Consider the following 18,226-nt stretch of genomic DNA (forward strand, 5'->3'; position numbering starts at 1 on the left):
CATGAAACAGAAACTTGTCGTCATCGGGGCCGGAATGGCCTCTGGCCGGGTGCTGGAGCATCTGACCGACGCAGAGCCGGACAATTGGGACATCACCCTGTTCAACGCCGAGCCGCGCGGAAACTACAACCGCATCATGCTGTCGCCGGTCCTGTCTGGCGAAAAGACCTACGAGGAAATCGTCACCCATGACGCGGACTGGTACGCCGCGCGCGGCGTCACCTGCCGCTTTGGCGAGGCGACAACCGCCATTGACCGGACCCGCAAGGTGGTGTCGGGGGCCGGGGGCGAGGTGCCTTATGACAAGCTGGTGATTGCCACCGGATCGGCCCCGTTCATCATCCCGGTGCCGGGCAAGGATCTGCCCGGTGTCATCACTTACCGCGATCTTGACGACACCAACGCGATGGTCGAGGCGGCGGGCAACGGCGGCAACGCCGTGGTGATCGGCGGGGGTCTTCTGGGCCTTGAGGCGGCGGCCGGGCTGGCTCTGCGCGGCATGAACGTGACCGTTCTGCACCTGATGGGGCACCTGATGGAACGCCAACTGGACGAGGCGGCGGGCTATCTGCTGCGCAAGGATCTGGAAAAGCGCGGCATCACCATCAAGACGCAGGCCTCGACCAAGGCGATCATCGGCAAGGATCGGGTAGAAGCGGTGCTGCTGGAGGGGGGTGAGACATTGCCCGCCGATCTGGTTGTCATGGCCGTGGGCATCCGGCCCGAAACCCGGTTGGCCAATGACGCGGGGCTTAGCGTCGCGCGCGGGATCGAGGTCGACGCTCAGATGGCGACCTCTGACCCGGATGTCTTTGCGGTTGGTGAATGCGTCGAATTCGATGGCACTCTGTTTGGCCTCGTCGCGCCGCTGTACGATCAGGCCAAGGTACTGGCGCAGACCCTGATGGACGAGCCTGCGGCCTTTGTCGTCAAGGACATTGCGACCAAGCTGAAAGTCACCGGTTGTGATCTGTTCAGCGCGGGCGATTTCGCCGAAGGCGAGGGGCGCGAGGACGTGGTGTTCCGCGACCCGGCGCGCGGTGTCTACAAGCGTCTGATGCTGGAGGACGACCGCCTGATCGGCGCGGTGATGTATGGCGACACCGCCGATGGCAACTGGTTCTTCGGGTTGATCAAGGACGGCACCGATATCTCGGACATGCGCGAGACGCTGATATTCGGACCGTCCTATCAGGGAGGTGGCCAAACGGACCCTCTCTCAGCCGTTGCAGCCTTGCCGCCTGAGGCGGAAATCTGCGGGTGCAACGGCATTTGCAAAGGACAGATCGTCGAGGCCATCGCCGGGGGCGCAACCGACCTCGGCGCGATCAAGGCACAGACCAAGGCCAGCGCCTCCTGCGGGACCTGTACCGGGCTGGTTGAGCAGGTGTTGCAGGTTACGCTGGGCGATGACTTTCAGATGCCGACGGTGCAGCCGATCTGCGCCTGCTGCGACCTGTCGCATGAGGACGTGCGCCGCCTGATCAAATCCCAAGAGCTGAAATCGCAGGAGGCGGTCTGGCAGGAACTGGGCTGGAAGACCCGCAACGGGTGCCATGTCTGCCGCCCGGCGGTGAACTTTTACCTGCTGGCGGATTGGCCGGTGGAATACCTTGATGATCCGCAGTCGCGGTTCGTCAACGAACGCAAGCACGCCAACATCCAGAAGGACGGCACCTTCAGCGTGGTGCCGCGTATGTGGGGCGGGATCACCACCGCCAATGAGTTACGCGCCATTGCCGATGCTGCGGACAAATACAACGTCCCGACCGTAAAGGTGACGGGGGGCCAGCGGATCGACCTGCTGGGCGTCAAGGGTGCGGATTTGCCTTTCATCTGGGACGATCTGAACAAGGCCGGGATGGTCAGCGGGCACGCCTATTCCAAGGGTTTGCGCACGGTCAAAACCTGTGTCGGCACCGATCACTGCCGCTTTGGCACGCAGGATTCCACCGGTTTGGGGATCAAGCTGGAAAAGCTGCTGTGGGGGTCGTGGACACCGCACAAGGTCAAGCTGGCGGTCTCCGGCTGTCCGCGCAACTGCGCCGAGGCGACCTGCAAGGACGTGGGCATCATCTGTGTCGACAGTGGCTATCAGGTCAGCGTCGCGGGGGCCGCCGGCATGGACCTGAAGGAAACCGAAGGGCTGGCCGTCGCCGCGACGGAACAAGAGGCGATCGACCTGACCGTGGCCTTTGTCCAGCTCTACCGCGAGAACGCCAAGTATCTGGACCGGGCGTATAAATGGGTCGCCAAGGTTGGTCTGGACTGGGTCAAGGAGCGGGTGGTTGACGACCTTGAGGAACGCAAGCGTCTGATCGCCGCGTTTGAGCTGTCGCAGCAAATCTACCGCAAAGACCCGTGGGCCGAGCACGCACAACAGGCAGAGCGCTATCAGCCGCTCGCCGATCTGACACTGGAGGCGGCGGAATGAGCTGGATTGACATTGGCGCGATTGATGAGGTGCCACTGCGCGGCGCACGCGTGTTGAAAACCAACGTCGGCTGTATTGCGGTCTTTCGCACCGCCGAGGATGAGGTCTTTGCCGTCTCCGACACCTGCCCGCACAAGGGCGGGCCGCTGTCGGACGGGATCGTGCACGGGCAGTCGGTGACATGCCCGCTGCACAACTGGGTCTTTGATCTGAACACCGGTCAGGCGCAGGGCGCGGATGAGGGGCGCATCGCCACCTATCCGGTGCGCGTCGACGCCGGGCGCATCCAGATCGACGGCTCTGTGCTGCGCCAGCGGAGCGTCGCGTGATGGACGGGGCCGGGTGTGGGGCCGTCCGCTCGACCTGCCCCTATTGCGGTGTGGGCTGTGGTGTTCTGCTGACGCCGGACGGTGCGGGCGGGCTGGACGTGCGCGGCGATCCCGACCACCCGGCAAACCGCGGGCGGCTGTGTTCCAAAGGCTCGGCGCTGGGCGAAACCGTGGGTCTGGGTCATCGGCTGCTGGCCCCGCGGATCGGCGGGCAGGAGGTCGATTGGGACACGGCGCTGGACACGGTGGCAGAGCGGTTCTCAGAGACCATCGCACAGCACGGCCCCGACAGCGTGGCCTTCTACGTCTCTGGCCAGTTGCTGACCGAGGATTATTATGTCGCCAACAAGCTGATGAAAGGGTTCATCGGCTCGGCCAATATCGACACCAACTCGCGGCTTTGCATGGCCTCGACCGTGGCCGGGCACAAGCGCGCCTTTGGCACGGACACGGTTCCCGGCACCTACGAGGATATCGAAGAGGCGGACCTTGTGGTGCTGGTGGGATCGAACCTCGCGTGGTGCCATCCGGTTCTGTATCAGCGTGTACTGGCGGCGCGAAACGCGCACGGCACCAGGATCGTGGTGATAGACCCGCGCCGCACGGCAAGCTGTGATGGCGCCGATATGCATCTGGCCTTGCAGCCGGGATCTGATGTGGCGCTGTTCAACCGCTTGCTGGTCGAGATCGACAGGGCTGGCGCACTGGATCACAGCTATCTGACACACACGCAGGGTCTGGAGGCCGCGCTGGAACAGGCAGCGCTGGATGACGAGACCGTCACCGGGCTGGATACCGCACAGATCGCCGAGTTCTGCCGCCTGTGGATCGGCACCGAAAAGGTCGTCACGATCTTCAGCCAAGGCGTGAACCAGTCCAGCAGCGGCAGCGACAAGGTCAACGCGATCCTGAACTGTCACCTTGCCACCGGCAGGATCGGCAAGCCTGGTTCCGGCCCGCTGTCGGTTACCGGCCAGCCCAACGCTATGGGCGGGCGCGAGGTGGGTGGGCTGGCCAATATGCTGGCGTGCCATCTGGATCTGGAAAACGCCGATCACCGCGCCGCGGTGCGCGATTTCTGGGCGGCCCCCTTTGTGCCGGACCGTCCGGGCCTCAAGGCGGTGGACATGTTTCGCGCCGTGGGCGACGGGCGGATCAAGGCGCTGTGGATCATCCACACCAACCCGGCCGTGTCGATGCCCGATGCGGATGCGGTGCGCGACGCCATCGCGGCCTGCCCCTTTACGGTGGTCAGCGACATCACCGCCGCCACGGATACTGCGCGGCTGGCCGATGTGCTGCTGCCCGCCAGCGCATGGGCGGAAAAGGACGGCACCGTCACCAATTCCGACCGCACCATCAGCCGCCAGCGCGCGGCGTTGCCCGCCCCCGGTGACGCCCGCCCCGATTGGGAGATCCTGGCAGAGGTCGGTTGCCGCATGGGGTGGCGAGAGGCCTTCGACTATCAGTCGCCGGTTGAAATCTTTCGCGAATACGCCGCGCTGTCGGGTATCGCCGGACGGTTCGGGCGGGATTTCGACATCTCCGGCCTGCAAGACCTTGGGGCAGAGGGCTATGCCGCGCTGGCCCCCACCCGCTGGCCGGTGTCGGCATCCCGTCAGGGCGGGCGCTTTTTCGCGGAGGGTGGCTTTTATCACGCCGATGGCAAAGCGCGTATCCTGCCCGTTTCTTGGCGCGCCCCGGCAGCCCGGACCGCGCCGCGCTATCCCTTTGTGCTGAACACTGGACGCACCCGTGACCAGTGGCACACGATGACCCGCACCGCCCTGTCGCCGCGTCTGGCCGCCCATCTGGCAGAGCCGTTTCTGGAGATTCACCCGCAGGATGCCAGCGGCCTTGGCATCGGGTCTGCCGATCTGGTGAAGGTCGACAGCCCTCAGGGCAGCGCCATCCTGCGCGCCAAGATCACCGATGTCGTCCAGAGGGGACAGGTATTTGCCCCGATGCACTGGACCGGAGAGACCGCACCTTCGGCCCGGATCGACGCGCTGGTCGCGCCGGTCACCGATCCGATCTCGGGTCAGCCGGAAAGCAAGGCCAGCGTGGTGCGTGTCACCCGCCTACAGGCCGCGTGGTACGGGTTTGCCGTGTCGGCCCGGTCGATCACGCCGACCTCGGACTACTGGGCGCTCAGCACCACCCGTGCCGGATGCCGCGCAGAGCTTGCGGGGCTTGAAACGCCGTCCGACTGGCAGACGGCGGCGCGCGCCCTTTTTGACCTGCCGGAGGCAGAGCTGTCTTCGGTACACGGACCGGGGCAGGGCGTTGCACGGTTGGCGTTTCGCGAAAACGGACGGCTGGTTGCGGCGCTCTTTGTGTCGCCCACACCTGTCGCGGTGATGCGCGACTATCTGGCCACCATGCCGGATGCCCCTGACCAGAGCCTGCTGTCGGGTCGGTCGCCTGCGGATGTGCCTGACGCGGGGCCGATCCTGTGTTCGTGTTTCGGGGTGGGTGTGAACACCATCCTCACCGCGATCGAGGCGCGGGGTCTGATGTCGGTCGAGGCCATCGGCGAAGCATTGCAGGCGGGCACCAACTGCGGATCGTGCCGCCCGGAACTGGCGGACCTGCTGACCATGGTGCAGGCGCGGGAGGCCGCGGAATGAGCCTGTCGGACCATGTGCGCACGCTGGGGCGCGGGCCGGGCAGGTCGCGGTCGCTGACCGAGGATGAGGCCGCCGACGCCATGGCGCAGATGCTGGCAGGGGCCGCGCCAGAGGCGGTTGGCGCGCTGCTGATGTTGCTGCGGATGAAGGGTGAGACGGCGGAGGAAATCGCCGGGTTCGCCCGCGCGGCACAGGCCCCGTTGGCGGACTGGCCGCAGGCCGATCTGGACTGGCCCTGCTATGCGGCGGGCCGCACGCGCGGCCTGCCGTGGTTCCTGCTGGCGGCAAAGCTGGTCGCGGACAGCGGCGCGCGTGTGCTGTTGCACGGCTGGAACGGGCCGGACCCGGCCATCCGGCAGGGGCTGACGGCGCTGGGTATCCCGATGGTTGAAACGCCCGAGGCTGCGGCCCGCGCTTTGGACGCACAGGGTATCGCCTATCTGCCGCTGGAGGCGGCGCATCCCGCACTGTTCCGCCTGCTGGACCTGCGGCGCACTCTGGGCCTGCGGTCCTGCGTGAACACGGTTTGCCGGATGCTCAATCCGGGCCGCGCCAGCGCCAGCGTGCAGGGGGTCTTTCACCCGTCCTACCGCCTGTTGCAGGCGGATGCGGCACAGCTATTGGACTGGCGCAACCTGAGTGTGATCAAAGGCGGCGGCGGTGAGTTCGAACGGCATCCCGGCATGGAGATCGCGGGCTTTGGCCTGCGGGACGGCGTGCCATGGCAGGGCAGCTATCCGGCCCGCGTACAGGATCACCGGCGGCTGTCCGATCTGGACCTGCCGACTGAGGCGCTGACCGCGCTATGGCAGGACGACAATGGCCCCGAGTTTGCCCGCCAGATCGTGCTGGGCACCGCCGCGCTGGCCTTTGACACATTGGGCTCAGCGCCCGACCTGACCGCGCTCTGGCGCGCCCGTTCCGTTCTGCATTCGGCCTAGGAGACCGCCATGAAAAGCTTTCCGATGTTCATTCGTACCTCGGGCCGCCGCGTCGTGATCGTGGGCGGGGGCGAGCAGGCCGCGCAGAAAACCCGGCTGATCCTCAAGACCGACGCAGAGATCGTTCTGGTGGCGCCCGATCTGGACGCCGAATTGCAGGCGCTGGTGGCAGAGGGGCGGGCGCGTCATGTCCCGCGCCTGACGGCGGAAGTGTTTGATGGCGCGGCGATGGGGTTTATCGCCACCGGCTGTCCCGGTCTGGACGCGGCGGTGCACGGGTTGGCGCAGGCGGTGCGCTGTCCGGTGAACGTGGTGGACCGCCCCGACCTGTGTGACCTGACCACCCCGGCGCTGGTGGACCGCGACCCGGTTGTGATCGCCATCGGCAGCGAAGGCACCGCGCCGGTGCTGACCCGTGAGATCAAGACTCGGCTGGAGGAAAGCCTGCCGCCGAATTTGGGCGGATTGGCCTCGCTGGCGGGGCGTCTGCGTCCAGTGGTTGAGGCGCGTGTGCCGCGCGACCAGCGCCGCCCGTTCTGGGCGTGGGTGTTCAAGGGCGGGCCGCGCGGCACATGGACGCGCGGCCGCGAACGCGAGGCGGCGCAAGCGATCAAGGCAGCCATCGCGGCGGGTGGGGCACCGCAGGCCGAGGCCAAAGGGCATGTTTCTTTGGTGGGGGCGGGGCCGGGTGCGCGCGACCTGCTGACCCTGCGGGCGGTCGAGCGCATGCAAGAGGCCGACGTGATCTTTTATGACCGGTTGGTGGATGCCGACGTGCTGGAACTGGCGCGGCGCGATGCCGAGCGGATTTACGTGGGCAAGGTGGTTGGCGCGCATGCATGGCCGCAGGACCGCATCAACGCGGTGATCGTGGCCGAGGCGCGCAGGGGCCGCCGCGTGGTGCGATTGAAATCCGGTGATCCCGGTGTCTTTGGCCGCGCCGGTGAGGAACTGACCGCGATCCGCGCGGCAGGGATCGAGGTCGACGTGGTGCCGGGCATCACCGCCGCCTCTGCCGCTGCCGCCGCGATGGGCGAGCCGCTGACCGAACGCGGGGTGTCCGACACGCTGATCCTGACGACAGGCATGGCGCAGGCGGGCGCGGCGCTGCCGGACAGCACGCGGCTGGCCTCTCCGGGGACGACATCGGTGTTCTACATGTCGGTGCGGCAGGCGGGACGAATCCGCGACGATCTGTTGGCGCGCGGGCTGCCACCTCAGACCCGCATCCGCGTCGGTGTCGACGTGTCCAAGCCGACCCAGCAACTGCTGGAGTGCCCGGTGGCCGCCTTGGAAGAGACCCTGAGCGCGGCGGAATGTGATGGCTGTGCGGTGATCCTTGTGACATGGCCCGCGCATGGCGTGGCCTGTCAGGCGGACAGGGCAGTGGCCGGGGTCCGCGTGGCCTGAGGCCAGACATGGATTGAAACGCAAAGAGGAGCGCAGGGCGCTCCTCCGATCGTTTTACAGGGGCAAAAGGTTACTTTTTCAGGTTGGTCCAGATCTGGTCATAGACCTCTTGCGTGGCCTGATCACAGACCTGAATGAACACGCCTTCCCCGGCAGTTGCGGGCGGGTTGGATTCCGGCTGTGTTGCCAGCGCGGGATCAAGGAACGGCGTCACCCCGTCCACACCCGACACATAACGCGCATAGTTGGTGACGGCGGCGATGTTTTCCGGCTCCAGCAGGAAATCCATGAATTTCAGCGCGTTGTCACGGTTCGGCGCGTCCTTGAGCAGCACGACATTGTCCATCCAGACGATATAGCCCTGCGTCGGAAAGGCGTATTCGGTGTTGGCCCCTTCCTCACGCGCCTTGGCGGCGAAGCCGTCATAGATCTGGCCGACGGCGGCGTCGCCCGACACCAGCACCTCTTTCGCGGTGTCCGAGTTGAACGAGGCCCAGTGCGTCTTGGCCTCTTGCAGCATGGCGTTCAGCGCCTTGAGCTGGTCGCGGTCGGTCGAACACTGGGGAATGCCCATGTGCAGCGCCGCCATGGCCATTACCTCACCCTGACTGTCCAGCATGTTGATCTTGCCCGACAGTTCCGCAGGCGGGTTGAACAGGATGTCGGTGGTGTTGATGTCGCCGTCATACACGTCGCGGTTCACCGCGAATGAGGTCGATCCCCACTGGTACGGGATCGAATGCGCGCGGCCCGGATCAAAGGACGGGTCGGCCCATTGCGGCAGGATGTTGCCCTTGTTGGCCAGTTCGCCGTCCTTGATGGTGTCCAGCAGGCCCTCACCGGCCATGATCTGCACCATGTAGTCGCCCGGAACGGCCACGTCATAGGTGCCGATGGCCCCCGCCTTGAGCGAGGCCAGCAGCGCCTCGTTGCTGTCGTAGGTGTCCATGACCACCTCGACGTCGTACTGTTCGCTGAACTTGTCCAGCACCTCCTGCGGGATGTATTCGAACCAGTGATAGACCACCAGTTTGCCCTCGGCCGCCGCCATGCCAGCGGTCAGCGCCAGCGCCGCCACGGTTGTCGTCATCAGTTTTTTCATTGTCGTTCCCCTCTGTTGGTTCATTTTGTCTTGTCCTTGCAGCTGATCAGCCATGACAGGGTGACCATGACCACGGATATGCCCAGTAGCATGGTGGAAATGGCCATGATGTTGGGCTTGATGCCCTGTTTGACCGCGCCAAAGATCGCGGTGGGCAGGGTTTCGACCCCGGCCCCTTTGACGAAGTTGGTGATGATGAAATCATCCAGCGACACGATAAAGGCCAGAATGAAGCCTGACACGATCCCCGGTGCCATCAGCGGCAGCAGGATGCGGGTGAACGCCTGCCTGCGGGTGGCGTAAAGGTCCATCGCGGCCTGTTCATAGGTCGCTTCGATCCCCTGCATCCGGGCCGCGATGGGCAGATAGGCAAAGGGGATGCAAAAGGCGATATGCGCCAAGAGGATGGTCAGCAGCCCCCGGTCAAAGCCGATGGCGTTGAAAAAGATCAGCGTCGCCACGGCGGTCACGATTTCCGGCACCATGAGCGGCAAAGAGATCAGGCCAAAGGACAGCAGGCGCAGCCTGAACGTGCCCCCGCGCAGGATGGCCGTGGCGGACAGGGTGGCGATGGCGGTGGCCACGGTTGCGGCGATCAGCGCAATGACAAAGCTGTTGCGCGCCGCCAGCTTGAACTTGCCGCTTTCCGGGCCCGTGAAGACATCCGCATACCAGCGCAGGCTGACGCCTTCCCAGTTGGTGATCGAGGGCGAGGAATTGAAGCTGTAGACCGTCACCACCACCAGCGGCGCATAGAGGATCACAAGGCACAGGATCGCGATGGCGCGAAAGCCGGGGTAGACGCGGAGGTCGTATTTGCGCGCAGCCATGTCAGCCCTCCGCCTTGCGCTGTTGACGGGCAAGGGCCAGCAGGATGATCAACACCAGCGTCAGCAGGATCATCGAGGCCGCCGCGCCAAAGGGCCAGTTGCCGGCATTGCCCTTGAACTGTTCCTCAATCAGCGATCCGATCATGAAATTCTTGGCGCCGCCTAGCAGGTCGGGGGCAAGGAACGACCCCATGGAGGGCACAAACACAAGGATACAGCCCGCCACGATCCCCGGTTTCACCGAGGGCAGCAGAATCCGGCGTAGCACCGTCCAGCGCGGGGCATAAAGGTCCGATGCCGCCTCGGAGAGGGTAAAGTTATAGCGTTCCACGGCGGCATAGATCGGCAGCACCATGAACGGCAGATAGGAATAGAACAGCCCCAGTTGCACCGCGACATTGGTGTTCACGATAGACAGCGGCTCAGAGATGATCCCGATGCCCATCAGCGCCTCGTTCAAGGGGCCTTGGTCCCGCAGCAGGAACTTCATCGACACGGTGCGGATCAACAGGTTGACCCAATAGGGGATGGTGACGAGGAACAGCCAGAACGTGCGCTGGGCGGCGGGCCGTGTGGCGATGAAATAGGCGGTGGGAAAGCCGATCACGAGGCTGAGGATCGTCGCCGCCCCGGCCTGCCAGATCGAGCGCCAGAAGATCAGAATATAGGTCCATTCGATCTTGGCCGGGTCATCGCCGAACAACCCGCGATCGAAAAAGAACTGGTCGTAGGCGGCAAGGCTGAACTCCCAGATCACGCCGCCGCGGAATTCCTTGGTCAGGAAGGAATAGATCAGCATCATGGTGACCGGGGCGAGGACGAGAATGCCCAGCGTTACCCATGCGGGCAGCAACAGCCATGTCCGCGCTTCGGCATAGGTATCGCTGGTAGGGGATCCGCCGGTGGCGGCACCGCCTGCCATCAGTCCATCAGGAGGCGCGCGGCCCCCTGCTCCATATTGACGAAGACCTCTGTCCCCGGCTCAAAGGTACGCCGGTCGCCCCGGCTGGAATTCGGGGCGCGGACACGAAACTCCGGGCCGTCGGCGAGGTCCAGAATGGTCGAGATGTCGGTACCGGAAAAGATGTTCTCGCGCACGCGGCCCTTCAGGCTGTCACCCTGTGTGGGGTCGGCGGACAGGGTCAGACGTTCGGGGCGCAGCGACATGTGGACCTTTGCGCCCGGCCCGATGCCCTCGACCGCGTCGCAGGTCAGACGGTTCCCGCCGCCCAGATGGCAGGCGGCCTGACCATCGGTGACGGTATCGACCGTGACCTCCAGCAGGTTGGTCTCGCCAATGAAATCCGCGACAAACATGTTGCGGGGGCGGTCATAGATCTCACGCGCATCGCCCAGTTGCTGCACCTCCCCGGCGGACATGACAGCGATCCGGTCGGACATGGTCAGCGCCTCTTCCTGATCATGGGTGACAAAGATAAAGGTGATGCCGGTGTCGCGTTGCAGGTGCTTTAGCTCGATCTGCATCGCCTTGCGCAGCTTGAGGTCCAGCGCGCTTAGCGGTTCGTCCAGCAGCAGCACCTTGGGGCGCGGCGCCAGCGCGCGGGCCAGCGCCACCCGCTGCTGTTGACCACCGGACAGTTGCGACGGTTTGCGCGCCGCGAATTGCGACAGTTGCACCATCTCCAGCACTTCGCCCGCGCGGGCGCGGGCCTCGGACTTGCTGTTGCCCAGCATCTCAAGGCCGAAACCGACGTTGTCCAGCACGGTCATATGGGGAAACAGGGCGTAGTTCTGGAACACCGTGTTGATCGGGCGCTTGTGCGGCGGCAGGCTTACGATGTCGTCGCCGAACAGGTGGATCGCACCCTCGGTCACGTCCTCAAACCCGGCGATCATCCGCAACAGCGTGGTCTTGCCACAGCCCGAGGGGCCCAGCAGGGTAAAGAACTCATTGTCCCGGATGGAGAGCGAAACGCGCTTGAGCGCGGTGAAATCGCCGTATCTTTTGACCGCGTTTCGCACGTCGATCGCATTGGGTGTTCCTGTGGCCACGCGCGCCCCGTCCTTGTCCGTATCCTTGGCAGGAGCATAGAAAGACCGCCCGAGGGTCAGAAGCAACGACTGCCTCAGCGGTCGTTAGCCTTTGCCTAAGACCTGTCGATCAACGGTTTTTCCTGCCGTCCCGCGCATGGTTGCACAAAAATGGATCGTGAGCGCGTGATTATTGGGCGGTTCCGAAACACGGTGCCGGGTCAGCCAAGCGTGTCGAGCAGAGAGTCGAGCATCGCGTCGCAGGCGTCCAACTGGGATCGCAGCAGGTATTCGTCCGGTTTGTGGCCTTGGGCCTCCATGTCGCCCGGCCCGCAGACAACGGTGGGGATGCCAAGCGCGTCAAAGAAACCGGCCTCTGTTCCAAAGGCGACCTTGGTCAGCGTCTGGGTACGGGCAAGGCGCTGGACAAGGCGCGTGACCTCGGCGTCGGCGGGGGTGTCCAGACCGGGGTAGGCGGTGACTTGCTCCAGCGTGATCGGCGCGCCGTGGGTGGTGGCGATGTCGTCGGCAAGGGTTTGGATACGCGCCATCAGGCTGTCTGGGGCGTCGGCGGCAAGGTGGCGAAACTCGAACAGCACGTCGGCCCGGTCGGGCACGATGTTCAGCGCGGTGCCGCCTGACAGTTTGCCCACATGCACGGTGCTGTAGGGGATGGCATAGCTGTTGTCGCGCGCGCCGTTCTGCGTCAGATCGTTTTGCAGCGCCCGCAACCCGGCCACCAGATCCGTCGCAAGGTGCAGCGCGTTGGTGAACCGTGGCGCAAGCGCGGAATGCCCGGCCTCGCCGTGACAGATGGCGCGGATCGCGCTTTTGCCCTTGTGACCCACGGCGACCTGCATCGAGGTCGGCTCTCCCACAATACAGGCGCGGGGCAGGCCGATGGCGGGGGGCAAAGCGTCGATCATCTTGGCGATGCCGACGCAGCCGATTTCCTCATCGTAGGAAATGGCCAGTTTCAGCGGTTCGCGCAGGGTGCGTTTTGACGCCTTGTCGGCGCAGGCCAACATCGCCGCCAGAAACCCCTTCATGTCGGTAGTGCCGCGTCCGTACAGGCGGTCGCCTTCGACGGTCAGGCGGAAGGGGTCGCGGGTCCAGGTCTGGCCCTCGACCGGAACCACATCTGTATGGGCTGACAGCAGGACGCCCGTGCCCGTCGGCCCGATGCTGGCGAACAACCCGGCCTTGTCCTCGACCGGGTCGGGGACGCGGGTGACGGCAAAGCCTCGGGTTTTCAGGAAGTCCTCGACATAGGCGATCAGCGGCAGGTTCGACCGGGCGCTGACCGTGTCGAACCCGATGAGCCGGTCGAGAATCTCAAGGCTTGTCGTCATGGCACCAGCGTTTTCAGCGTTTCCAGCACGGCATCAGGGTCGGTCTGCGGGTTCACGATACACAGGCGGAACACCATCTCGCCGCGCCAGCGGGTCGGCAGGCACAGCAGCGCACCGGATCGGCGATGCCCCTCGGCCCATGTTATCATGGCGTTCTCGGACATGTCCCTTGGGCGGAACAGGATTACCGTCAGTTGTGGGCCAAGAAGCAGGTCCAGCCCTTGGGTGTCCGCGATCCCCTGTGCAATCTCCTCTGCCACCTCGCGGGTGGCGGCGATGGCCTGCGTGTAGGCGCGGGTGCCATGTGTCGCCAGCGCGTACCACAAGGGCAGGCCGCGCGCCCGGCGGGTCAGGTGCAGCGCATAGTCCGATGGGTTCCAGTGGGTCTTGTCCACGGTGTCCAGATAGACCGCCTGCTGCCCATGCGCCGCCGCACCGTGACCGGCATCGCGATAGATCAGCGCGCAGCTGTCATAGGGCGCAAACAACCATTTGTGCGGGTCGACGATCAGACTGTCGGCCTTTTCTATGCCGTCGAACGCGGGCCGCATGACCGGATCGGCCAGCGCCGCGCCGCCATAGGCCCCGTCGACATGTAGCCAGAGCCCATGCGTCAGCGCCAAATCGGCCAGACCGGCGATATCATCCACCGCGCCGCAGTTTGTCGCGCCGCCGTTGGCGACGATGGCAAAGACGTGGTCGTCCAAGTGGGCCTTTGCGGCCTCCCCGGACATGCGCCCCGAGGCATCCGCAGGCACAAGGATCACTTCAACATCCATGATCCGCGCGACGGCGGCGATGGAACTGTGCGCCTCGGACGAACAGAGGACGGCGCGGCGGTCGCGACGTCCATGGGTGCGACGGTGCCATTCGCGCGCCGCGTGCAGGGCCGACAGGTTGCCCAAGGTGCCGCCCGCCACAAACACGCCGCCCGCGCTGTCCCCCCAGCTGGCAAGATCGGCGATCCAGCGCAGCGCCTGATTTTCCGCATGAATCGCGCCCGCGCCGCCGTCCCAGTTGCCCGCAAAGATGCCTGCCGCGCCAAGGGCCGCGTCGAAACTCAGCGCCGCGCGGCTGGGGGCGGATGCGACAAAGGACAGGCTGGTGGGATGCCCGAAAGGCCGGGTCGAGGGCACGATGGTGTTGGTGAACAGGCCAAAGGCGGCGTCACCGCCGATGCCGTCCGCGGTAATCGACCCGCCAAGGATCGGCTCCAGCGCGGCAAAACCCTGCGCGCCGTGTTTCGGGTCCGGGCCGTCGGCGATGCGACGGGCGGTCCACTCAAGGATCATGTCCGTCGCGGCGGGGTCAAAGGGAAACGGGTCTTTCATTCTGCCGCCAGCTCCGCGATTTCGCGGCGGAAGGGCAGCGCGTCGCCGATGTCTTCGCCGTCCAACTCACGCGCATAGCGGTGGCCCGCGTAGGTCGCCCAGGCGATGGGGCCGGGGGCCTCGGCGTCGCCGATGATCTTGACCGATTTGATACCCGCGTCGGCCCAATCACCCTGTCGCGCCATCAGGTCGGTATAAAGCGCGTTGTTTTCCAGTTTTGACGTGGCCACCACAACCGCGTCACAGCCAATCTCTGTCCGGCGATCCGTGTAGGTGCAATTCGTCACGACATGCCCCTTGCCGATGGCGGTGACGCCCCGGTTCAACACGATCTCAACCCCCATTTCGGCCAGCCGCCGGTGGATCGTGTGCTGCTCCAGCGTGTTCACCGTCCAGTCGGACAGATAGGCAGAGGGCGTGACGATAGTCACCTCACAGCCCTCCTGCCGCAACAGTTCAGCCAGAACGCCGCCCATGTAATAGTGATCGTCGTCATAGATCACCACATGGCCAGAGGGGCGCTGCCCGTCCATGATGTCGTCAGGCGTGTAGATCGGAGTGGCGGCATCCATCGGGAAGGGCACCACATGCTGACGGCCCACCCCGTCGCGCCGCCACTTTGCTCCTGTGGCGATACAGACGTTCTCAAACCCGAATTCGAGGATGCTGTCGGCGTCCAGTGCACTGTCGAAATAGGTCTGAACGTTGGGTTTCTGGCCGATCTGGTATGCGCGGTAGTCCGCAACGCGTCCCCATGCGGACAGGCCCGGCAACAGGCGTTCGCGCGCAACGCGCCCGCCGACCGCTGTACCCGCCTCGGCCAGAGCGATGTCATAGCCGCGTTCCGCCAAGGCGCGCGTCGCCTCCAACCCTGCGGGTCCAGCGCCGACCACCAGAACCGACTGGCTTTCGCCCTTTGCGTTCATCCGTTCCGGATGCCAACCCTTGCGCCATTCCTCCATGAATGTAGGGTTCTGCGTGCAGCGGCTGATCGACATGGTCATGTCGCCGGTGATGCAGATGTTGCATCCGATGCATTCGCGGATGTCCTCGATCCGGCCCTCTTCGATCTTTTTCGGCAGGAACGGATCGGCAATCGACGGCCGCGCACAACCGATGGCGTCCAGCGTGCCGCTGCGGATCATCCGTGCCATTACGTCCGGTGAGGTGAAGCGGCCCACGCCGACCACCGGCTTGTCCGACAGTTCGCGGATGCCGCGCACCAGCGCCTCTTGCGCGCCTTCCTCTTTGAAGCGGGACGGGCCGGAACAGTCCTCCCACGTTCCGTGCGCCAGATCCCAAAGATCCGGCAGATCCTTGTTCATCTCGACGAACTCACGCACCTCGGCGTTGGAAAAGCCAAGGTCGCCGATGGTCTCATCCAGGGACACCCGCAGGGTGATCCCCATCGTATCACCCACCGCATCGCGCATGTCGGCGATCACTTCACGGGCAAAGCGTGAGCGGTTTTCCAGCGATCCGCCGTATTCATCGTTCCGCATGTTTGTGGCGCGCGACAGGAAATGCTGGAAGATGCCAAAGCCATGCGCGCCATACAGACAAATCAGGTCAAACCCGCCGATCTTGGCCCGCTTCGCCGCGTTCACGAACCAGCGGCGCAGGTCCTTGATCTCATCCCTGGACAGGGCGCGGGCCTGCATCGGGTCGTTGGTAAAGGTGCGGATGGGGCCGGGGGACACCGCGCGCGGCACCTCCTTGGTGTAGAGGTTCGGCCCGTTGATGCCGGAATAGGCCAGTTGAATGCCCGCCAGCGCGCCATGTTCCTTCATCTTGTCGGCCATCTTGGCCAGCATGGGGATGTCCTTGTCCTCCCACAGGCGCAACTCGATAAACGGCGTGATTTCAGAGGTATGATGCATCTCACACTGTTCGGTAAACACCACACCCCAACCGCCCTCCGACTTGACCCCGCGCATGGCCGCCGCCGCCGACGGATCGCGATAACCGCCGCCGTTGCAGTGCGGCACCTGATAGAAACGGTTCTTCGCGGTGACGGGGCCGATGGTCAGCGGCTCGAACAGGATATCGTAACGGGGATCGCGCAAGGTCTGCTCCATGATGTTTGGGCGGAGGATACCCATGCCGGGGCCGCCCGAAAGTCCGCCCTGCGAAAGCGTGGCTTAGGCAGGCGCTAAGGTCAGACCATCGGCTCGCCACCGATGCGGGCCAGCTTTCCGCTGCGGACAAGATCGGCGCCATATTCGATAAAGGCGCGCACCGCATTTGACCGGTCGGCATCCTGCGCGGTCAGGAACCCCATGCGCAGGGACCGCACGTTGCCGGTGATCGGCACGCAGCGCACCGGATTGCCGTCCGGGGAAATGTCGCTCAGGGGCCGCACATTGGCAATGGAATAGCCAAAGTCATTGGCGACAAGGCTGCGCATCACCGCCATGTCGCGGGTGCGTTCGGCGATGACGGGCTTGCCGCCCGCCTTGTCGAAGAAGGACAAGAAGTAGTCGGCGCTGAGCGGCAGGTCCAAGAGGACCATCGGATGATCTTTCAATTCCTCGATGGTGACCGCGTCCCGATGCGCCAGCGGGTGCCCGGTGCCCATCAGCGCAATGGGCGGCAGGCGCACGAGGCCGGTGAATTGCAGGTCGGCGGGCAGGTCCAGATCATAGGTCAGGGCGATGTCGATCTCTGACCGGCGCAGCGCGCTGAACAATTCCACCTGATTGAGTTCGGCCTGCCGCAGGCGCACCTCCGGGAATTGCGCCTCAAACCCGCGCCGGAGACCGGGCAGCACCAGTTGCGCAAACGTCAGCAGGCAGCCGATGGCCAGCGGACCGCGCACCTTGCCGGCAATATCCCCGGCGATATCGGTCAGGGCCGAGGCTTCGCGAAGGACCAGCCGCGCCTGTTCCATCATCTGCCGCCCGCCTTGGGTCAGCGACAACCCCTGCGCATGCTGGCGCACAAACAGCGGCAGGCCGAATTCCTGCTCCAGCTGGGTGATCGCGGCAGAGATCGACGGCGATGAGACATTGATCCGCTCCGACGCGCGGGCAATGCTGCCCGCCTCGCCGACGGCAACGAAATATTCCAATTGCCGGAGGGTGTACCTCAGCATTCTGTGTCCTTGAACGATTGGGTCGCTCAAGCTTTGTCCCTGATGCTCGGGGCGCGCAAGGGGCAGACCCTATTCGTCACCCGGAACCCCGTAGGATGGCGCCTCACGCGGGTCCAGCGCGCGCTGAATATAGGCGTCCAGTTGCGGCTTGTAGATATCCCACGCGGTGGCGACGGCCTCGATCGGGCACTCCTCGGTCCAGTCGATGCGCAGGTCGGCGACCGGCCAGCTGACCTTGTCCACCATCAACATGCCCGCCGAATGCACCGGCCCGGCCTCACCGCCCGCCGCCAGCCCGGCGCGCATGGCGGCAATCAGACGGTCGCCCAGATGGCCCTGCGCGCCCTCGAATGCCGCCACAATGGCCGCGGGCACCCCGTCATTGGCCAGCATGTTGCCGCCAGAGGCCACGTCCTTCCCCTGTGCCTGTGTCCAGATCCCCAAGGAGTTCGGCCCCGAATGGATTGCCGTTTGTCCCTGCGTGTCGACCGCCAGCACCTGCCGGTATTCGATGAATTTGCCCCGACGCTGTACCTCGGCCACCGCCTCTGCGGCGCGCATCCCGCCCTGCATCAGGTCCAGCGCCAGCGGACCCAGCGTCGGGTCGGTGACATTCTGTGAGGCCACGGCCCCAACCCCCGCCCGCGCATAGGCGCAGCGCGCCGCCACGGCGGGGGAGGAGGATGAAATCGCCAGCCCAAACATGCCGGTGTCCGCGCAGCGCGCGACAAGCGAAAAGGTCATGGCGCTTCCTCGTGTTTCTTCTCTGTGAAAATACCCA

The 18,226-nt window shown here is 65.0% G+C and carries 14 protein-coding genes; 5 read left to right on the forward strand and 9 right to left on the reverse strand.

Annotation, left to right across the window (positions count from 1 at the left end; all coding sequences use genetic code 11):
- Position 1: 1 nt before the first annotated feature.
- From nirB to cysG, 5 genes are read left to right on the forward strand one after another with little or no spacing between them, the layout of a single operon-like run.
- Positions 2-2,434 carry a nitrite reductase large subunit NirB gene (gene nirB / locus ACN0S5_RS18685; RefSeq protein ID WP_417210266.1) on the forward strand — a complete coding sequence of 811 codons (2,433 nt, stop codon included), beginning with the start codon at positions 2-4 and terminating at the stop codon, positions 2,432-2,434.
- Positions 2,431-2,763: a nitrite reductase small subunit NirD gene (gene nirD, locus ACN0S5_RS18690; protein ID WP_417210267.1), complete on the forward strand. Its 333-nt coding sequence runs from the start codon at positions 2,431-2,433 to the stop codon at positions 2,761-2,763. The genes nirB and nirD overlap by 4 nt, the downstream gene beginning before the upstream one ends.
- Positions 2,763-5,393, forward strand: a complete 2,631-nt coding sequence (locus ACN0S5_RS18695; RefSeq protein ID WP_417210307.1) for a molybdopterin-dependent oxidoreductase — start codon at positions 2,763-2,765, stop codon at positions 5,391-5,393. The genes nirD and ACN0S5_RS18695 overlap by 1 nt, the downstream gene beginning before the upstream one ends.
- Positions 5,390-6,334: a glycosyl transferase family protein gene (locus ACN0S5_RS18700; protein ID WP_417210268.1), complete on the forward strand. Its 945-nt coding sequence runs from the start codon at positions 5,390-5,392 to the stop codon at positions 6,332-6,334. The genes ACN0S5_RS18695 and ACN0S5_RS18700 overlap by 4 nt, the downstream gene beginning before the upstream one ends.
- A 9-nt stretch (positions 6,335-6,343) precedes the next feature.
- Complete coding sequence (cysG, locus tag ACN0S5_RS18705) at positions 6,344-7,744, forward strand: siroheme synthase CysG (protein ID WP_417210270.1); 1,401 nt, start codon at positions 6,344-6,346, stop codon at positions 7,742-7,744.
- Between the two features lie 70 nt (positions 7,745-7,814).
- Here the strand turns inward: cysG and ACN0S5_RS18710 are convergent, their stop codons facing one another.
- From ACN0S5_RS18710 to ACN0S5_RS18750, 9 genes are all read right to left on the reverse strand, one after another.
- A complete protein-coding gene (locus tag ACN0S5_RS18710; RefSeq protein ID WP_417210271.1) occupies positions 7,815-8,846 on the reverse strand; it encodes an extracellular solute-binding protein in 1,032 nt (343 codons plus the stop codon).
- Positions 8,847-8,866: 20 nt separating this feature from the next.
- On the reverse strand, positions 8,867-9,676 hold the full coding sequence (locus tag ACN0S5_RS18715; RefSeq protein WP_417210273.1) for an ABC transporter permease: 810 nt from the start codon (positions 9,674-9,676) through the stop codon (positions 8,867-8,869).
- Between the two features lies 1 nt (position 9,677).
- The gene (locus tag ACN0S5_RS18720; protein ID WP_417210274.1) at positions 9,678-10,598 is read right to left on the reverse strand and encodes an ABC transporter permease; all 921 of its coding nucleotides are present in this window, start codon (positions 10,596-10,598) and stop codon (positions 9,678-9,680) included.
- Complete coding sequence (locus ACN0S5_RS18725) at positions 10,598-11,689, reverse strand: ABC transporter ATP-binding protein (RefSeq protein WP_417210275.1); 1,092 nt, start codon at positions 11,687-11,689, stop codon at positions 10,598-10,600. Before ACN0S5_RS18725 ends, ACN0S5_RS18720 begins: the two co-directional genes overlap by 1 nt.
- Before the next feature lie 200 nt (positions 11,690-11,889).
- Entirely contained in the window at positions 11,890-13,020 is a 1,131-nt protein-coding gene (gene argE, locus ACN0S5_RS18730) for an acetylornithine deacetylase (RefSeq protein ID WP_417210276.1), read from the reverse strand.
- Complete coding sequence (locus ACN0S5_RS18735; protein WP_417210278.1) at positions 13,017-14,351, reverse strand: pyridoxal phosphate-dependent decarboxylase family protein; 1,335 nt, start codon at positions 14,349-14,351, stop codon at positions 13,017-13,019. Before ACN0S5_RS18735 ends, argE begins: the two co-directional genes overlap by 4 nt.
- Positions 14,348-16,417, reverse strand: coding sequence for an FAD-dependent oxidoreductase (locus ACN0S5_RS18740; protein WP_417210308.1), 2,070 nt, complete (start codon positions 16,415-16,417; stop codon positions 14,348-14,350). Before ACN0S5_RS18740 ends, ACN0S5_RS18735 begins: the two co-directional genes overlap by 4 nt.
- Before the next feature lie 92 nt (positions 16,418-16,509).
- Positions 16,510-17,445, reverse strand: a complete 936-nt coding sequence (locus ACN0S5_RS18745) for a LysR family transcriptional regulator (protein ID WP_417210279.1) — start codon at positions 17,443-17,445, stop codon at positions 16,510-16,512.
- 69 nt (positions 17,446-17,514) lie between these two features.
- Positions 17,515-18,189, reverse strand: a complete 675-nt coding sequence (locus ACN0S5_RS18750) for a DUF1028 domain-containing protein (protein WP_417210280.1) — start codon at positions 18,187-18,189, stop codon at positions 17,515-17,517.
- Positions 18,190-18,226: the final 37 nt, after the last annotated feature.

It is taken from the genome of Antarctobacter sp., from assembly GCF_048262615.1.
In the GTDB taxonomy this organism is placed as follows: Bacteria; Pseudomonadota; Alphaproteobacteria; order Rhodobacterales; family Rhodobacteraceae; genus Antarctobacter.